The organism is Pararhodonellum marinum, from assembly GCF_015354735.1.
Classification (GTDB): Bacteria; Bacteroidota; Bacteroidia; order Cytophagales; family Cyclobacteriaceae; genus Pararhodonellum; species Pararhodonellum marinum.
Genome location: NZ_JACEFJ010000021.1, coordinates 15,182 through 32,059 on the forward strand (window position 1 = coordinate 15,182; position 16,878 = coordinate 32,059).

17 protein-coding genes are annotated in these 16,878 nt (G+C 37.1%); 4 read left to right on the plus strand and 13 right to left on the minus strand.

Annotated features, from left to right (window positions below; all coding sequences use genetic code 11):
- Positions 1 to 111: 111 nt before the first annotated feature.
- The 7 genes from H1A14_RS22420 to H1A14_RS22450 form a co-directional block, all read right to left on the minus strand.
- Positions 112 to 345, minus strand: a complete 234-nt coding sequence (locus H1A14_RS22420; RefSeq protein ID WP_194778553.1) for an acyl carrier protein — start codon at positions 343 to 345, stop codon at positions 112 to 114.
- Between the two features lie 99 nt (positions 346 to 444).
- Positions 445 to 3,603, minus strand: a complete 3,159-nt coding sequence (locus tag H1A14_RS22425; protein ID WP_194778554.1) for an efflux RND transporter permease subunit — start codon at positions 3,601 to 3,603, stop codon at positions 445 to 447.
- A 1-nt stretch (position 3,604) separates the two neighbouring features.
- Positions 3,605 to 4,657, minus strand: coding sequence for an efflux RND transporter periplasmic adaptor subunit (locus tag H1A14_RS22430; RefSeq protein ID WP_194778555.1), 1,053 nt, complete (start codon positions 4,655 to 4,657; stop codon positions 3,605 to 3,607).
- 17 nt (positions 4,658 to 4,674) lie between these two features.
- On the minus strand, positions 4,675 to 6,039 hold the full coding sequence (locus H1A14_RS22435; protein WP_194778556.1) for a TolC family protein: 1,365 nt from the start codon (positions 6,037 to 6,039) through the stop codon (positions 4,675 to 4,677).
- Positions 6,040 to 6,109: 70 nt separating this feature from the next.
- Positions 6,110 to 6,577 (minus strand): GbsR/MarR family transcriptional regulator, encoded by a 468-nt coding sequence (locus H1A14_RS22440; protein ID WP_194778557.1) that lies wholly within the window; start codon positions 6,575 to 6,577, stop codon positions 6,110 to 6,112.
- 173 nt (positions 6,578 to 6,750) lie between these two features.
- The gene (locus H1A14_RS22445; RefSeq protein WP_194778558.1) at positions 6,751 to 7,635 is read right to left on the minus strand and encodes an SDR family NAD(P)-dependent oxidoreductase; all 885 of its coding nucleotides are present in this window, start codon (positions 7,633 to 7,635) and stop codon (positions 6,751 to 6,753) included.
- On the minus strand, positions 7,632 to 8,096 hold the full coding sequence (locus H1A14_RS22450; RefSeq protein WP_228527928.1) for an SRPBCC family protein: 465 nt from the start codon (positions 8,094 to 8,096) through the stop codon (positions 7,632 to 7,634). The genes H1A14_RS22445 and H1A14_RS22450 overlap by 4 nt, the downstream gene beginning before the upstream one ends.
- A 239-nt stretch (positions 8,097 to 8,335) precedes the next feature.
- On the opposite strand from H1A14_RS22450, the gene H1A14_RS22455 reads away from it, so the two are divergent.
- The 3 genes from H1A14_RS22455 to H1A14_RS22465 all read left to right on the plus strand — a co-directional run bounded on the left by H1A14_RS22455 (position 8,336) and on the right by H1A14_RS22465 (position 11,118).
- Positions 8,336 to 8,974 carry a Crp/Fnr family transcriptional regulator gene (locus H1A14_RS22455; protein ID WP_228527929.1) on the plus strand — a complete coding sequence of 213 codons (639 nt, stop codon included), beginning with the start codon at positions 8,336 to 8,338 and terminating at the stop codon, positions 8,972 to 8,974.
- Positions 8,975 to 9,066: 92 nt separating this feature from the next.
- Positions 9,067 to 9,732 carry a hypothetical protein gene (locus H1A14_RS22460; protein ID WP_194778559.1) on the plus strand — a complete coding sequence of 222 codons (666 nt, stop codon included), beginning with the start codon at positions 9,067 to 9,069 and terminating at the stop codon, positions 9,730 to 9,732.
- An 87-nt stretch (positions 9,733 to 9,819) separates the two neighbouring features.
- Complete coding sequence (locus H1A14_RS22465; RefSeq protein WP_194778560.1) at positions 9,820 to 11,118, plus strand: flavin monoamine oxidase family protein; 1,299 nt, start codon at positions 9,820 to 9,822, stop codon at positions 11,116 to 11,118.
- 68 nt (positions 11,119 to 11,186) lie between these two features.
- Here H1A14_RS22465 and H1A14_RS22470 read toward each other — a convergent pair whose 3' ends face one another.
- The 6 genes from H1A14_RS22470 to H1A14_RS22495 form a co-directional block, all read right to left on the minus strand.
- Complete coding sequence (locus tag H1A14_RS22470) at positions 11,187 to 11,756, minus strand: Crp/Fnr family transcriptional regulator (protein ID WP_194778561.1); 570 nt, start codon at positions 11,754 to 11,756, stop codon at positions 11,187 to 11,189.
- Between the two features lie 88 nt (positions 11,757 to 11,844).
- A complete protein-coding gene (locus H1A14_RS22475) occupies positions 11,845 to 12,249 on the minus strand; it encodes a GNAT family N-acetyltransferase (protein WP_194778562.1) in 405 nt (134 codons plus the stop codon).
- A 103-nt stretch (positions 12,250 to 12,352) separates the two neighbouring features.
- Positions 12,353 to 13,564 carry an NADH:ubiquinone reductase (Na(+)-transporting) subunit B gene (locus H1A14_RS22480; RefSeq protein ID WP_194778563.1) on the minus strand — a complete coding sequence of 404 codons (1,212 nt, stop codon included), beginning with the start codon at positions 13,562 to 13,564 and terminating at the stop codon, positions 12,353 to 12,355.
- A gap of 24 nt (positions 13,565 to 13,588) precedes the next feature.
- On the minus strand, positions 13,589 to 13,816 hold the full coding sequence (locus H1A14_RS23465) for a DUF2798 domain-containing protein (RefSeq protein ID WP_194778564.1): 228 nt from the start codon (positions 13,814 to 13,816) through the stop codon (positions 13,589 to 13,591).
- A gap of 1 nt (position 13,817) precedes the next feature.
- A complete protein-coding gene (locus H1A14_RS22490; RefSeq protein WP_194778565.1) occupies positions 13,818 to 14,339 on the minus strand; it encodes a hypothetical protein in 522 nt (173 codons plus the stop codon).
- Between the two features lie 267 nt (positions 14,340 to 14,606).
- A complete protein-coding gene (locus H1A14_RS22495; protein ID WP_194778566.1) occupies positions 14,607 to 15,518 on the minus strand; it encodes a helix-turn-helix domain-containing protein in 912 nt (303 codons plus the stop codon).
- A gap of 667 nt (positions 15,519 to 16,185) precedes the next feature.
- Here H1A14_RS22495 and H1A14_RS22500 point away from each other — a divergent pair.
- The gene (locus H1A14_RS22500) at positions 16,186 to 16,860 is read left to right on the plus strand and encodes a hypothetical protein (protein WP_194778567.1); all 675 of its coding nucleotides are present in this window, start codon (positions 16,186 to 16,188) and stop codon (positions 16,858 to 16,860) included.
- The last annotated feature ends 18 nt before the right edge of the window (positions 16,861 to 16,878 follow it).

Consider the following 16,878-nt stretch of genomic DNA (forward strand, 5'->3'; position numbering starts at 1 on the left):
TTGAATTTATATTGAGCTGACGGGGAATTTTAAAAATGGAGAGAACTGGATAACAGTTATTATCATCAACCCTGACAAATACCGGAATCCAGAACCCTCCTGAAAAAATCATCATCGGGCGATTAGCAACTCGATGATCTGCACTGGCGCTTTAATTCGATAAGCATCCTCATCTTTCATTAAATTCATTGTTACGAGCTCCAGCTCATAGATCAGACCCAATACATAAACCTGATCCATTTTGTGGACCTCGTATAGGTCATCAAACTTCCTTTTCCCAGTCAGGTTTATCCCATATTGATGGAATACATGAGCAATTTTTTTAAGTTTCTTAAATTTCTCCATAGTGTTCGATTCAATGTATTCGATTTTATGCTTCATCATTTAAAATTTTGTGCCCTGGTACCGGGAGGTCCGGAAAACTCTCCCGGCATTACCCAGGAACTATACATAGGCAGCGGCCTCTGATTCAAATTCCTCCACCGAGGTTTCTTCAATCAGGATTTCTTTCTTTTTGTCCTTGCCAAGTTTTTGCATTATTCTATCAAAAATGTAATAGATCAAAGGCACCACGATAAGTGTCAGAAACATAGAAGAAATCAAGCCTCCAATGATTACCCAAGCAAGCCCGTTTTTCCATTCAGCACCTGCCCCACCGGCCAAAGCAATCGGCAGCATTCCAAACACCATGGCCAGCGTAGTCATCAAAATTGGTCTAAAGCGTATTGTAACTGCATTTTCTAAAGCCTTTTTTACAGACACACCGACAGCTTTAAGTTGATTGGTAAAGTCCACTAACAAAATGGCATTTTTGGCTACGAGTCCCATCAGCATGATCAGGCCCATAATGCTGAATATACTCAGTGTCCCTTTGGTGAGTGCGAGTGCAAGTAAAGCCCCTATAATGGCCAATGGAAGTGAAAACATAACCACTAAGGGGTATATGTAAGAATCGTACAAAGCCACCATGATGAGGTAAATCAGAAGAATGGAAGCAAGAAGGGCAATTCCCAAACTCCCGAATCCCTCACTTTGGTTTTTCATGTCACCATCATAATTGATCTGTACCTGGTCAGGAAGATCTAAAAGTGCGATCTTAGACTGTAATTCATCGCCTACAGTACCAGATGGAACACTGGCTACCTGAGATTGGATTTTTATAGACGAAATTCTATTCCTTCTTTCCAGTTTAGTCGGTCCCTCAGATTGAGAGATTTCCGCAAATTGATTCAACTTGATAAGTTGACCCTTATTATTGGCGAAGGTTATGTTCTCAACATCAGAAATGGATTTTCTGTCAAACTCATTTAACTTAACCATGATATCATATTCAAATGCTCCATCTCTAAATTTGGAATCATCATTGCCATTAAATGCCACCTGAAGTGTGCCTCCCACTGCATCCAATGAAAGTCCCAGCTCATTCAAGAGTATTCGGTCTACATTCACCTGAATTTCAGGATTGCCGTCTTCCAGAGAACTTTCTATTTTTCTTACCCCTTCTATTTCCGATAGAGTAGCCAAGACCATTTCGGCCGCTTTGTATAGATTATCCTGGTCAGGACTTGAAACAATTATCTGTATAGGAGCATCATTTGCAGTTCCTAAAATGGATATTGGAATTGCTGTATATTCAGCACCGATGATGTTTTCTCCCAAATACCGCTCTATATTTCTAGCGATTTCGGGTCCTGTTAAATCCCGTGATTTTTTAGGTAATAATTTTACTGAAACCTCTGAGGTGTAGGGCACAGACTGAGACCCTGAAAAACTCCCGCTTGAAATTCCGACCGTAGTAAAAATTTCAGTTACTTCAGGCAAAGAGGATAAGTATTCCTCAATTTCCAATGTTTTAAAATTGGTCTGCTCTAAAGTAGCGTCTTTTGGAAGTTCTAATCTCAAAATAAATTCTCCTCTATCCCCTTCATTGATAAATTCACTCCTAACAAAGCCTTGAGTTACCAAGATCAATGAAGCAATGAATAGTAGCAATGTGGCTGATAGGACAACGATTTTTTGACCAAAGCCCCATCTTAAAATATCTACTATCCATTCCACAAAGGCATCTAAACCTTTTTCAAAACCGATTATAATTTTCCCGAAAAAGGAATTGTTTTTTAGGTGTTCTAATTTTGAAAAACGGGAAGTCAAAAGAGGTATTAATGTAAATGCTACCAGCAAGCTGATCAAAGTGGCGGTGGCAACTGTAATACTGAACTGTGTCAGAATGCCAGATATTAGTCCACCAGTTAAAGCCAATGGAACAAACACCACCACAATTACCAGTGTGATGGAAACCACTGTTGCTCCGATTTCACGGATTCCGTCGTAAGAAGCCTGAGCAATGGATTTGCCCATTTCAAGATGCCGATAGATATTTTCAATCACTACAATTGCATCATCCACCAGTATCCCTACCACTAAAGAAAGTGCCAACAAACTCATCAGGTTGAGTGTGAATCCGGCTAGAAACATGACCGTGAAGGTGGCCACAATTGAAGCCGGTACAGCAATCATGACTATCACAGCATTCCGAATACTGTGCAAAAAAAGAAGCATAATGATAGCAACCAGAACCACTGCGATTAAAAGATCCTTGATGACATCATTTGCAGCTTCCAAGGTAAACTCCGAACTGTCTTGGGAGATTTGGAATTTCAATTCCTGAGCTTGATACACTTCTTCAAGTGCATGTAAATTTGATTGGACCTTATGCGCAACATCCACTGCATTGGCATCGGATTGCTTCTGTATCGTCAGACCGATGGCATTATTTCCATTTAAGCGGGTGATAATACTTGCCTCTTTAAAGTCATCCTGAACCTCTCCTACATCTTTAATTCTGATAGGGGATTGATCCGGAAGATAGCTGACAACCAAGTCCTCCATTTCTTTCAGAGAAGAAAACTTGCCCGCAAGTCTGATCAGAATCTGACCTTCTTCATTTTTGATTCTTCCAGTAGGGAAATCAAGATTGGAACTATTGATGGCTTGTACTACCTGTAAAGAAGATATCTTATATGCTTCAAGTTTGTTTCTGTCAAGGTTGATTTTGATTTCCCTTTCAGTTCCTCCAAGCATATTTACCTGGGCCACTCCTTCCAATTGTGCCAATGATGGTTGGATTCTATTCTTTACAAGGTCATAGAAATCGGCTGTAGCAAGATTCGAATACACAGCCATCTGCATGATTGGCAAATCTCCCAGATCAAATTTTGCCAGACTTGGAGGGTCAATGCTTTCAGGAAGATTACCAAGTATGGAGTTGATTTTACGCTGTGCATCTTGAATGGACAGATCAACATCAGTACCATCTGCCAACTCAATGGTGATAATAGACACACTTTCAAGTGATGTAGATTGTATAGATGCAATACCCTCCAGAGATGCTACGGCGTCCTCCAGTTCTTTTGTAAGGGAATTCTCCACCTCTTCAGGTGAGGCCCCTGGGTAAAATGTGGTAATTGTGACAATATTGGGGCTGAACTTGGGTAATAGTTCATAGGATAACTGCGAGTAGGAAAATATTCCCAATAGCGTCAGAACCGTAAAAAGCACCACCACCATGGATGATCTTTTTATAGAGATTTTGGTGATTTGCATCCTATTGTACCTTTACTTTAATACCTTCTTTGACATTGATCAATCCGGAAGCAATAATTTCTTCTCCCTCACTAAGACCATCCATTACTTCTACCAAAGAAGCGTCAATGGGTCTTGCTTTTATAGGTTTGTATACTGCTGCATCATCGTTGATGACAAATACACCTGGATCCTTAAGGCCACCAGAAATGGACTTTCTGTTGATTACTATTGAAGGGTATGGACTTTTGGATGAGAATTTAGCAGTGCCGAACATCCCAGGCTTGATTATCTCTAAGTCCTCCCCTTTCATTATCAGGTTGACCTCATATTTGAAAGAACCATCTGCCTTGTCTGAAATAAAGTTGACAGTTCCTTCAAACTTCTTGTTAGGTATGGCATTCACATTCACAGGAATGACATCTCCCAAATTGGCTGTTGCTATTTCATTTTCTGAAAGAAATACTTTAAGTTTCATAGGGTACTTATTAATAATATGGGCAAGGGGCATTCCTGGATTTACCAAAACACCGGTTTCATAAAAATCCTCATTGATATAGCCTGAAATAGGTGCTTTGACTTGGGTATCATCTAATCTCTTGCGAATAGCCATAAGTTGGGCTTCAGATATTCCAAGGTCTCTTTCACTTTCTTCAAATTGTTTTTTCGTGATGGCGTCTGATTCTGAGAGATTGGTGAAACGTTGTAGGTCTTTGGCAAATCTCTCATGGTTCAATTGGGCAATGGTCAATTCGGATTGGATCAATCTGTCATCAATTTGTAAGATCAAATCACCTTTTTTGACATAATCTCCCTTCTTCTTGAAAACCCTCACTATCACACCATTGGTCTCAGACATTAAGGTAATTTCCTGTTGCGCTTCAAAGACTCCATTGGAATCAAAACTTCTATCCAAAGAAATCATTTGCGCTTTTTCAACAGTTACGGGAACAGATGTTGCTGTTTTCATAGCAGAAGCCATGTTTTCAGCCATTTCAACCTTATTGTGGTATAGCCTAAAGGCCATAAATCCAACTCCTGAGATGACTAATAGAAGTATAATGATTTTTTTCATTTTGATTTAATTGTAGTTTAAAGTGAAATTGATTTGATCCGACCGGTAGATTTGAGGATTTCAATCTGAGCGATCTGTATTTGAATGAGTTGGTTGTTATAGCTATTTTGTGCTTGCCTAAGGAAAGACTCAGCTTCCAATAAGTCGGTCAAAGGGCTTAGGCCTTCTGTATAGAGTAGCTTGGTTTCTTCCAGTATTTCACTGGAAAGCGTCAGATTTTCTTCCAATGCTTTCAATGTTCTAATGGAGTTGAAATATTTTTTAGTGGAATTAGAATATTCCATTTCTGCGGCATCGATCGCCATTTTTCTGTCTTCTTGGTATTGACTCATCCGGACTTTTGATTGAGCAGCTTTTGATTTGGTGACCAACCCGTCAAAAATGGGCACCTCTAACCTTAACCCCACCATAAAGCCCTGATACCAGACTTTGCTTTGACTTAAAAAATCAAACTCAGTGGAGAATGCATTCCTGTTCAAGTCTCCAAAAGCAACCAAAGAAGGGTGATTGACTGCTTTTATACTTTTCCTTTCAAATTCCAAAAGTGTTTTTTGGATATTTAGAACCTGGATGTCCTTTCTCATATCCGGATCAAAATCCAGCAATTCAAAAGAGTCAATGATCTGTTCTGAATATGCCGTGGCTAAGTCAAGATTAAGTGGAGTTTGGATAGGAACACCCATGATCAATTTCAGGTAACTCAGCCTTTGAAATATTTCTATTTCCAGATTTTCCAAATCACTTCCAATTGAGGAAAGGTTGACCTTTATCCGGTTCAAATCCACTTTTCTGATCATATCATTTGAATATTGGGCACGAAGGATTTTCTCAAGTCCGGTCAAATAATCAATATTAGCTAGAAGGTTTTCTTTTTGGAGTTCTATCTGGGTGGCTCCCAGATAATTCATGGCAATGTCATAGATCACTTCTTCTTCGGTCTGAGCAGACATCACCCGATAAAATTCTTCTGAAGTCTTTGCAGCTTTTAATCCAATGATAAAGGAACTATTAAATAAAAGCTGATTAATCTGCACTCCTCCTCTTAGGGTATGGGGTACCCCTAATGCAATAACATCTATACTTCCAGGTTCTCCAGGCCCAAAAAGCCCTCCGGGTACGGCTTGGGGAAATACATCAATAAAGTGATTGTAATCCCCATAAGCGTTTAATTGAGGTAGACCGGCACCTCGAACTTCATTTCTCCGAAATCCCGCTGAAGTTTCATCCAAGTATGCCTTTTTTAGCATCCTGCTGTTTTCCAATCCCAATCGAATGGCCGTCTTTAGATTCACTGGATCAGATGCTTCCGTGACAGTGGTTTGACCAAAGACAGATACATTGGAAAATAAAAGGCAAATCACAAGTACTATTTGTTTTTCCATAATTGTCAATACTGTTTATTATATTTATTTCTATTTGTTCTGTAAAAAAAGAACTAAATGGTTAAATTTTTTAAGACTTACTTTTTTGAAATTCTTTGAATAGTTTTGGTATCTGTCTTTTAAAGAACTCCGTAAACTGACATAAATTTTTAAGGTAATTGTTGAAGTCCGGTTTTCTATTGCTTCGTAAAGCAAGCGCCTCTTGAACAAACACTCCAACCCTTGCAATTTCTTCCAATTCTTTTTCTATATCATTTTCCCAGTTACCCATATTGAGATAAAAATACCTTTTACGCTCCCCGGGTTTGGTCCTATACGCTACTTTATTTTGGATTTGCATCACATTTAGCGCAGTGCTCACTGCACTTTTGCTGACGTTCAGATGCTCAATGATGTCTTCAAAAGTAGCCTCAGCATCATCAAGAATAAGCAATAGTCCCAAGATCCTTCCCATTAATGGTTGCATACCCTGCTGTTCATGGTAAACACCAATTCTTTCAATTAGATCTTTTTGGCTTTCGCTTAATGATGAAGACATTCAGTAGTTATTTTGGTTTCTTAACGCTACAATATTAGTAAGGTTTTGTTTGTTCACCAAAAAATGAACCAAATATTTTACATTATATTTTTTTGTTTTCTCAAATTTATAATGGCTCAATGTAAATTAATAATCTTTAGGAATATAAATACTTGATTTTCATAGTATTACAATTAATCTAAAATTAAGACTGATTCACCTAGACCAGCCATCTGAATACTTAATTTTTTCAACTTTTTTCTATTTTCTCGATTATTTGAGAATGAGTTGGTGGCAACAGGTTTTTTACCCCCTTTAAAATACTTCCCTGTAATTTTTGAAAGTCCATGATCCGTAGCAAGGTAAACGATTCTTTTGGAAGATTTTTCTGGCGTAATTGCTACAAATTTTTCAGAGAATTTTACAAAGAGGTAAAGAAAACCTTTGGAGGTATTTACTCCCAAATTCGTCTTTACTACCCCTGGATGCACTGCATTGACGGTCACATTTGTATGTTTCAATTCCTCAGCCAGGTCGTAGGTAGACATTACATCTGCGACTTTGGACTGAAGATATGCTTTAATTCCATTGTAGCTTTTTTCGCTATTAAGATCATCGAAATTAATCCTTGCAATAGGAGGAATTAGTGATGCCACATTTATAATTCTTCCTTGCCTGGCATTCATTAATTCGTGAATCAATAATCTGGAAAGTAGAAAATGTGACAAATAATTCACGGCCAAGGTTTGTTCGATTCCTTCTTTTGTTTCTACCCTGTCACTTGATACAAGCCCGGCACAATTGATAAGCACATCCAAACTCTCAAATTTGTTTTGAAATTGCCTTGCAAGTTTTAGAATATCACTCATAATGGATAGGTCTCCCAAAAGCAGGGTGATCCTGGCAGATGATTTAAGTTTTAAAATTTCCTTTTTGACCATTTCGCCTTTTCTTTCATTTCGGCAAACAAGGACCAATTCATTTTCGGTACCGGCTAAAGCCATTGCTGCCGCCTTTCCAACTCCGCTTGTGCCTCCTGTGATCAGGATTCTTTTTTTGTATTCCATTTTATTTTTCATTTTTCTAGGTTTTCTTTGACGATGGACAAGCCATTGTTGAGCAAGCCATGAATGTCTTTAAGGACAAAGGACTTGATGATAAACCGGGCCATAAAGTTTTTGGGAATGACAGTGTATGTCCATACAATATGGGTCTGACCATCTTCCATAGGGGTAAATTCCCAATTGCCTTCTACTCTTTTGGCAAGAAACCTTAATTGAGAAGTGAAGTTTTCGATTTGATACGAAAATGACTCCCCTTGAACGACCGTAAGCAAGCTTTCTTTTGCAGTAGTTCCATCATCAAAATAGACTGTTCGGGTCAATCCTGGTGTAATCCATTTTTCTGTTTCATCTGTTTTGATTACTGCGGGAAATCTTTTGTACTTTTTGAAAATGGTACTCAAATCGATGGGAACTATATAGTTAAAGGCTGAATCAGCAGCTACATTCACCACAATTTCCGCTTTTGTAAGGGGCATGTTTTTTGTTTTTTGCGCACCTGCTTTCCCTGACAGTATTAGTGTAGTCATTAGCATAAGAATGTATTGAGTCATAATGTCATTTGCCTGAATTGATATGGCAAAGGTGGGCAATGTCACAGAAGGAGTATTTACCATTTGGTAAAAAAGGATTAAACCGATTTTGTCTAATTCCATTCATTGATCACTTATCAATTGCTCCTTTTTATAGGAGCATGGATATTCTTGATAATAAAAGCATGGCACAAAAAGAAAACCTTTATTTTAGCCCTTTAAAAACCCTTAGTAAAAAAGCTATGTCAACCAAGATGGAAGAATCGATACAAAGTATTTTCCAATTACCTCAAGTGGTATTAGCAGAAGTTTGTGATGCTTTTAAACCCCTTGATTTGCCCAAAATTTTTTTCCTACTTAGGTCGGGTAAGATTTGTCATAACATTTGGTTTGTCCAAAGTGGATTGACAAGACATTTTTATGTTGATGATAGAGGTAAGGAGCGGAACACTTGGTTTACAGTAGAAAACAACTTTACGACAGATATACCCTCGCTGCTCAATCAACAACCCGCCAGAGAGAACATACAACTTTTGGAAGACAGCATCATATATGCAATTGCATATTCTGATGTTCAAAAGCTTCAGCAAAAGCATCATGCTTTCTGTATTTGGTATATAAAAATGCTGGAAAACAACTATTTTCACCAAATAGAACAAAGAATTGACGAACTTCAATTTATGAATGCAACCGAACGCTATTTCAATCTATTGAAAAAAGAACCATCATTCTCCCAAAGGATATCATTAGGCAATATCGCTTCTTACCTCAATATTTCGCAAGAAACCCTAAGCAGGATTAGGAACGAAAAGCCAACTTTTTGATTTAGGTCAAATGCTTTTTTGATGTAGGTCAAAACACTTCAGCAGTCACCCACATAATTTTGCACTAACAAAACAGACTCAGTTAGTGCATCATGAAAAATTTAATTTTTATAATCTTGGTAATGTACGTGCCGCATGCTTTTGGACAAATCCCAACGGAAGTACTTATTGGCAACAAACAAACTCATTATATAAATTATTGGCAAAAAGAGATTGATAGCAATGGCAAATTCAACCTCTTTACCTTAAGCAGGTTTGCCATAGATTATCAAGATAAAACCTACAATAATTTTTCTATTGAAGGACAATTGACTTACCAATTAACTAATTGGTTGGGTATTTCTGCCGGTGGAGGATTTGAAGGAGAATCTTTTGTGCCTTCCATTGGATTGAACCTAAGTTATGTCAATGCAAAGGGTGATTTATTTATTGAAACTTATCCCACAGTCCTTTTAGACGACATTAAATCATTTAATTTGCTTGGATTTGTAGGCTACACCCCGCAATTAAACGATACATGGAGTATTTTTTCACAGCTAATTTTCAGCACAAACCTTTTAACTGATAGAACACCTTTTAGTCCTCAAAGGGATATTCTCGGTCTATTTACAGCGCATCAGCAAAGTATTCAACTTCTAAGGATAGGTTTAGACTTCAAACAGAAATTTCAATTTGGCATAGGTGCAGACTTCAACCAATTCTTTAAAAACCAAGGCAATTTCCAGAATTATGGTTTCTTTTTACGAATAACACCTTAATGGAAAGATACCATTACGGTAGTCTTAAAAATCAAGAATTTTAATTTATCAATCATCAATAGCCATAAAATGAACAGATCAGATTTTATGAAGAACATATCCCTATTAGGACTAAGCACAATGATGTTTCAAAGTTTTTCTTTTGGGGAGAGTAAGAAACCTAGCCAAAAAATCGGAGTGATCGGAGCAGGTATTTCAGGCTTATATTTAGCAGACATTCTCAAAAAACAAGGACATAAAGTCACTATACTTGAGGCTAAAAATAGAGCTGGAGGTAGAATTTTTGAAAATGAAGGGTTTTATTCAAGTCCTGTTGATTTGGGGGCGCAGTGGATACACGGGCATGAAAATGAACTGTATAAAATCGTCAAGAAAAGTAAAACGCCCATCTATGTCGATAAAAAAAATGAATCTATTAAATTTCTTTACAAAGGCTTGCTATTAGACGATTTTCCGTCAGAATTTTATCAATTCATAAATGAATTAAAGCTCAAAACACCTTTTCAAAATGATGTTTCGGTTTTAAATTATGCAAAGCAATTCAGCAATGATTCTGACTTTATCGAGTTGATTGAAAACGTGCTAACAGATACTACAACCAAAGCAGAGAGATTTTCAGTTAATGAAGTTGTAAAGATGACACAGCAACTTGACCCTGTGGACTATCAGTTTAAAAATACAACCATGTATGGTTTTCTTCAAGAAAGATTTGTGAAGGGTTTGAAGGAGGAGATTGTTTTTAACTTCCCCGTTAAAAGTGTATATTATACAAACTCGTTGATTAAAGTTTCCAATAAAGAAAACCAAAGCCATGAGTTTGATAAAATTATCATCACCGTTCCTATTACCATCCTAAAATCCAATGCCATTCAGTTTGCCCCATTGTTACCAAATGACAAGAAAAAGGCATTGGAGCTTATTGGTATGGACAAGGGCTTAAAACTATTCCTAAAATTTGAGAAACAGTTTTTCAAACACAGCATATTCAATGGGAAGCATGCGGGCTATTACATTGACCCAACTAAAAATGAAGCTTCATCTCAAGGTCTGTTAGCTTCTCTAATTATGGGAATTAAAGCAGAAATGTATTACGAAAACCCTCAAAAAGCTATAGAAAATTATCTTAATGAGCTTGATGCTGTTTTTGATGGACAGGCTTCTAAATACTACATTGATAATCTGGCTCAGGATTGGGGAGCTGAATCTTACATCAATGGTGTTTACAGCTACACCAAGCCCGGGGGTACATCAGCAAGGGAAATAGCAAGAAAACCTATAGGCAACAAAATATTTTTTGCAGGTGAGGCGATGAACATCCGCTATGATTACGGTACAGTACATGGTGCCATTGATTCCGCAATACAGGTTTTAAAAGAATTTCAGTAGAAGTTAATTTAGAACAAAAGCCCAATATTCAAAAAATAAGCGAGTTGATCTGCTTATAGAACGTTTTTCTAACTTATATTTTTTCTGATCCTGCTTAGGGACTGCTGTGTGATACCCAGATAAGAAGCCAAATAGGATAGCGGGATTCTCAGTGCCATTTTTGGGTATTGCTGCAAAAAATTCTGATAACGGGTTGTAGCATCTTCTGCCACCATAGGGCTAATTCGGGATACTTTGTCAAGAAGTGCTTTTGTGGTAATTTGATTGGTGATTTTATCCCAGCCAACAATGGTATTGGCTAAGTCGGAAAGGCTGCTTCTTTTGAATACAACTAACTCAACGTCTGTTACAGCCTGAATGTACTCGCTTGATGGTATTTGGTAAGAGAAGCTATTTAAGTCAACCAAAAAATTATTTTCATCAATAAAATATCGGGTAATTTCATTCCCTTCTTTGTTGTAATAACAAACCCTGAAAATACCCTCTAGAATAAAGCCTACATTATTTGCAGTTTTTCCAGCTTCAGAAAAATATTCACCCCGTTTCAAAGACCTGATTTCAGTTTTTGACTTGATCAGTATTATCTGTTGATTGGTTAATGATCCAAATTGCAAGATAGTTTCAATAAGTTGTTGCATGGAGGTTTGATTTTCAGACAATTTAAAGTTTTTTGCTCCAAGACAATTTACCAAAAGTTAAAAACCCTTTATGTTTCAAACATTCATCTCAATGTTCATCACCTTTATAAATCCACATGGGTTCGGTCTGACCTGCCCGTACAAATCCCACTTTTTGATAAAAGTCAATCGCTTTGCCATCTGCGGTAAGCATCTGCATATGAAAATGGCCATATTTTTCTTGCATTTTCTTGACGATCAAATGTCCGACACCTTTGCCCTGATATTCTGGATGAACCAGTAAATGAGGATAATACACCACTAGGTGTCCATCTGAAATCGCATTGCCGATACCCACTAGCCTTTCATAGTCCCAGGCGGAAAACAATGAATGCGAATTTATCAAACCCTTGTATAGCTCATTTGGCTTGTCTGCAGAACTCCAATTATTGGCCCGGTATAAATCTAAAATAGCTTCAGGTTCGATATCCCGTCGCTCTGAAATGATAATCACATCGATTAATTTTTAAACATAGGGTTGAAGATAAAGATAATCAAAGTCACATTTAAAAATCGCTGGCAAAAAGAGAGCAAATCCACAACAATTAATCCAATTATCAATTCAATATTCTTTTTAACCTTCTTTTCTTGTTTTGTTTCACAATGTAAAAATCAATCAATGGTGCAAAAGCATTCATCAATAAAACTGCCAACATTACTCCCTCAGGATAAGCCGGATTAAAAACCCTGATTACAATAGTCAAAACACCGATTAAAAATCCATAAATCCATTTTCCTGACTCAGTTTGAGTGGCCGTCACAGGGTCGGTGGCCATGTAAACAGCCGCAAAAGCCAATCCACCCATGACCAGATGATAATGTGATGGAAGTTCAATAAAGGATGCATCCACACCCAAATACCCCAACCAATTGAAGCACAATCCCATCAAAAAAGCACCTGAAAACACACTGACCATGATCTTGTAGCTTCCTACACCTGTAAAGATTAAGATCGCTGCGCCTATGAGACAAGCCAAGGTTGACGTTTCTGCAATAGAGCCGGGAATAATTCCCCAAAACATATTCCAAAAAGAAAACAGCTCTTGTCCAGACCACAAACCTGCTTGAGAAAGACTTTGGACCACCGTCATACCTCTTTCCGATTCCTGCGCTATAGCCAAAGCTGTAGCACCCGAATACCCTTCTACCACGTGAGAAGAATCAGGGATATAGGTCCAGACTTCTCCTGATATTTGGGATGGGTAAGAAAAGTACAGAAATGCTCTGGCGGTCATGGCAACGTTAAGGATGTTCATGCCTGTACCTCCAAATACTTCCTTTGCAATTACCAGGGCAAATGCAGTGGCCAAGGCCACTTGCCATAATGGGATAGTTACCGGGAGAATCAATGGAATCAGCATTCCTGTTACCAGAAAACCTTCATTGACTGGATGCTTTCGGATCAATGCAAAGGTAACCTCTACGAAACCCCCTACTGTGTATGAAACGAGAATAATTGGCAAAACCAACCTCAATCCCAAAAGGAATTTTTCCTGATAGCCTACAACTTCCCCTATTGCCAAAAAATGCTGATGGCCTGTATTCCATAGGCCAAACAATAAGACCGGCAAAAGTGAAAACACTACAGTAATCATATATCTCTTCAAGTCAACAGCATCCCTTATTTGCACTCCCTTTGTACCGGATGTATGATTGGGAACCATCAAAATGGTATCTATCATATTGAATAGATAGTGCCATTTTTCAAACTTCCCTCCCCTATCAAATTGAGGTCGAATGTTATTCAGGCTATCTGTAATAAATTTCATTTTAAGAAAACTTTGAGTGAGTGATTATACTTCCGTTCTTTTGTCAATCCATTTTTTAATTATCGGGACCAGAATAAAACCTGCTGGAATTGAGAAGAGGCAACCAATTCCAAAATCCCCTAGCCAGATGAACAAAAAGTCTTGACTCCACCCCAACCTTAACATCAGGATTGCAAATGACATCACTGCTGTCATCATTACAGAGACCAGGAAAATAAATACAATGTGCGCTTGTTGAGGCTTAAATTTCATTTCAATTGAAGATTTCAGTTCTTACAAATAGGCCAACATTAGTTTTTGACTGTCGATTTGGTCCGTATTGATCAAAATCAGCCCCCAAACCAAACTGAAAGGTTTTTACATCCAAGCCCAACCTCAATTGCTGAAAACTACGGCTGTGGATTTCCAGTTGATTCCAATTGGTCAGCGCCATTACCTGGGTAAAGAGTCTGACATTTTCAGATATTCTGGGCCTGTATTGGATTTGTGTAAATGCCTCGTAGGAAGGGGAAGACTTCAGATGAGCCGCAACAAAAAATACCACCAAATGACTGGGACCTGCATTGACAAACTGTCCAACTAGGTTGGGGTTGACTCCAGTAAATGTATTGTATGTTCCTCCTACACCCAACCCAACGCCTTTTAGAAAATTGTAGGCGACATAGGTTTGAATCAATCCTTCATTAAACGGTTTGTCTTGGTCTTGAAAATGGCTATCAAAATAAGTAATATTGAAAAAGTCCCATCGGTGCGCTTCATCCAAAGGTTTGATCATTATATTTTGAAAAACCAGTTTGTTATGCCCAAGGTGTAGCTCAGTTTGAATTGGTGGACTCATAGGAGGTCTTCCTGCCCCTTGCTCTTGTGCGTAGCAATTGTTTGAAAAGATGAAGAGCATTAAACAGAAGATGATTATTGATTGTCGCATAAATCTTAATTTTTATGCAAAATTAAATCACTTTAACCCTCTCGGTTAGGATAAATTCGTCAAAAAAATGTGATAATCAATCAATCGTACTAAAACAGGATGCGCGTAAAATCTTCAAAATTTATTTTGCCTACGGTATTGCAATGGAGATAAGCCTGTCGAAGCTTTAAAAAACCGGCTGAAATAACTGGGATCATCAAAATTCAAGGCAAAAGAAATTTCAGAGATAGAACTATTACTTTGGATCAGCAAAGATTTACTTTCCAGCAACAAGGAATCCAATATCCATTGGTTGGCAGACTTCCCACTTTCGATTTTGACACATTTATTTAGGTGGTTGGGTGAGATATTTAAAAGATCTGCATAATCACCCACCTTTTTCAAAGACCTAATATGATTATTCAAAAGCCTTTTGAACTCAGCTGTTATCCTTTCTGAAGAAGACACATTTCTTTTTTCTCCTGCAACAGGAATGTGATTTTCGATCTCAAACAAAACTGCCATTAAAGCCAGTGCCAATTGGGCTTTTTTATGCTTCAGATCAGTATTCGACAAATCACTTAAGACATCCAATTTATAGCAAATTGAATCTATTTTACCCTGAGACAAATTGATAACTACTAGATTTGTTTTGAATATAAAAAGTTTATCAAAATAAGGGATCAAACCTTCAAGAAAACTAAGATTAAAGTGACAATAGTAACCTCTGATATCAGGACTGATAAATGGAGTTGAGGTGATTTGATTAGAAGGCATTAAAAATACCTGATTGGGTTTCAAGGAATAATTGGTTAAGCCAAAAGTTCTTTGGGCCTCCCCCTCTTTGATAACAATAAAATCATAAACTGTCTTTCTGTGAGGTGGGATGGGTAAATTGATAGACGATACAGTATCCTCTAAGCGCTGCACCAAAAACTCTTCCGGATCAATCAGTTCAATTGATGAATTGTCAAGATTTGAGGAAAAATGAAGTTGACTGAATGCATTGATTGAAAGTGTTGGAATTAAATCTTTCAATTGTTTCATTTTAAAATAGCTTAATTTCTAACCATTATTTCATCGGAAAAGTTTGAGATTGAATACTCTTCTTCGGCTTATTTAGTTTAGTATTTATTCAATTGAATAATTTAGGCATTTTCCCTTTTATACATTTGTTCAGATAAAATAGTCTTCTCATAACGGGGTTTTAACATTCAAAATTTAAATGAGACATGATGTTTGTTCATCTCTTTACTAGACCTATCAATACTTTGTTTGCCCTTTAGGTTTTATATTAAGCGAATACAATATTGCTCATAATCAGGACATTATTCAACAATTCCATCTACCAGGAAGCATTTTTTTTGTATTCTAAACCTTAAATCGAATTAATACCTAACACTGGTCTACTTCTAAGGCTTTTATGAGAATTTTTCACATCCAGAAGTGGCTTTCCATTTATATCTTTCCCGCTTTCAACCAAAATATCTTGGTATTATGTTTTCTTCCGGAATCCAAAAAAAACTTACCCTCCCATCTTTCTTGTATTGCCAGATGCTTTCAAGGCCTTGCGAAGAAAGGTCAACAGTTATAACTTAGAAAAATAATTGTAGGTAATCGATATTTCATACAATAACATTTTGAGTTACATTCTTTTAATTGTTTAAACTAATGGGAACTGAATGCTATTGATTTTATTTAACAAATGGAAAAGATGCAAAAAATAGTAGCGGATGCTTTAAAAAGAAGATCTCTAGGATTTGATGGATTCAAAAAAACCTCAAAAATCCGAATTACCCTTATTTTATTTGTTTTTTCAGCACAATTTTTTTCCTATGCTCAAAACAACAACGACTTAGACTTTCTTGTATTACATTCCGGGGATAAACTATACGGTTCCGTAGAACACATCAATCTCAAAGGAGTAAACCCTCGATTACACAAAAAAATTAGGTTCACGAGTCCAAATGGTCAAAGAAAACAATTCAGAAGGAAAGATGTATTGGCTTTTAGAGTTGATGGTATTACTTATGAAAGCTTTTGGTTAAGCCAATCCTCCAGAAAATTCACCTTGTTAAATTCTAAATATGATATTGATCCAAAAACCGGAGAGCTTCATTTTTTGAAGCTAATCACCAAAGGTAACCTTAGCCATTACCAAATGGAATGGTGGGAACAGGGAGAATCTACATTAATGTGGATGGATTTACTTAAAAAAGAAAGAGATCCCTTTCTTATAAGAGCAACTCAGGGAATATTTGGAATAAAAAAAAACCTCTTGGTAAATTATTTTTCGAATTGTTTTGATCTCAAGACACAAATCGAGCAAGAAGAATTTAAAGATGTTTATCAAATCGTAGATTTCTACAATAGGAACTGTGCCAACTAAATCATATCAAATAGGTTT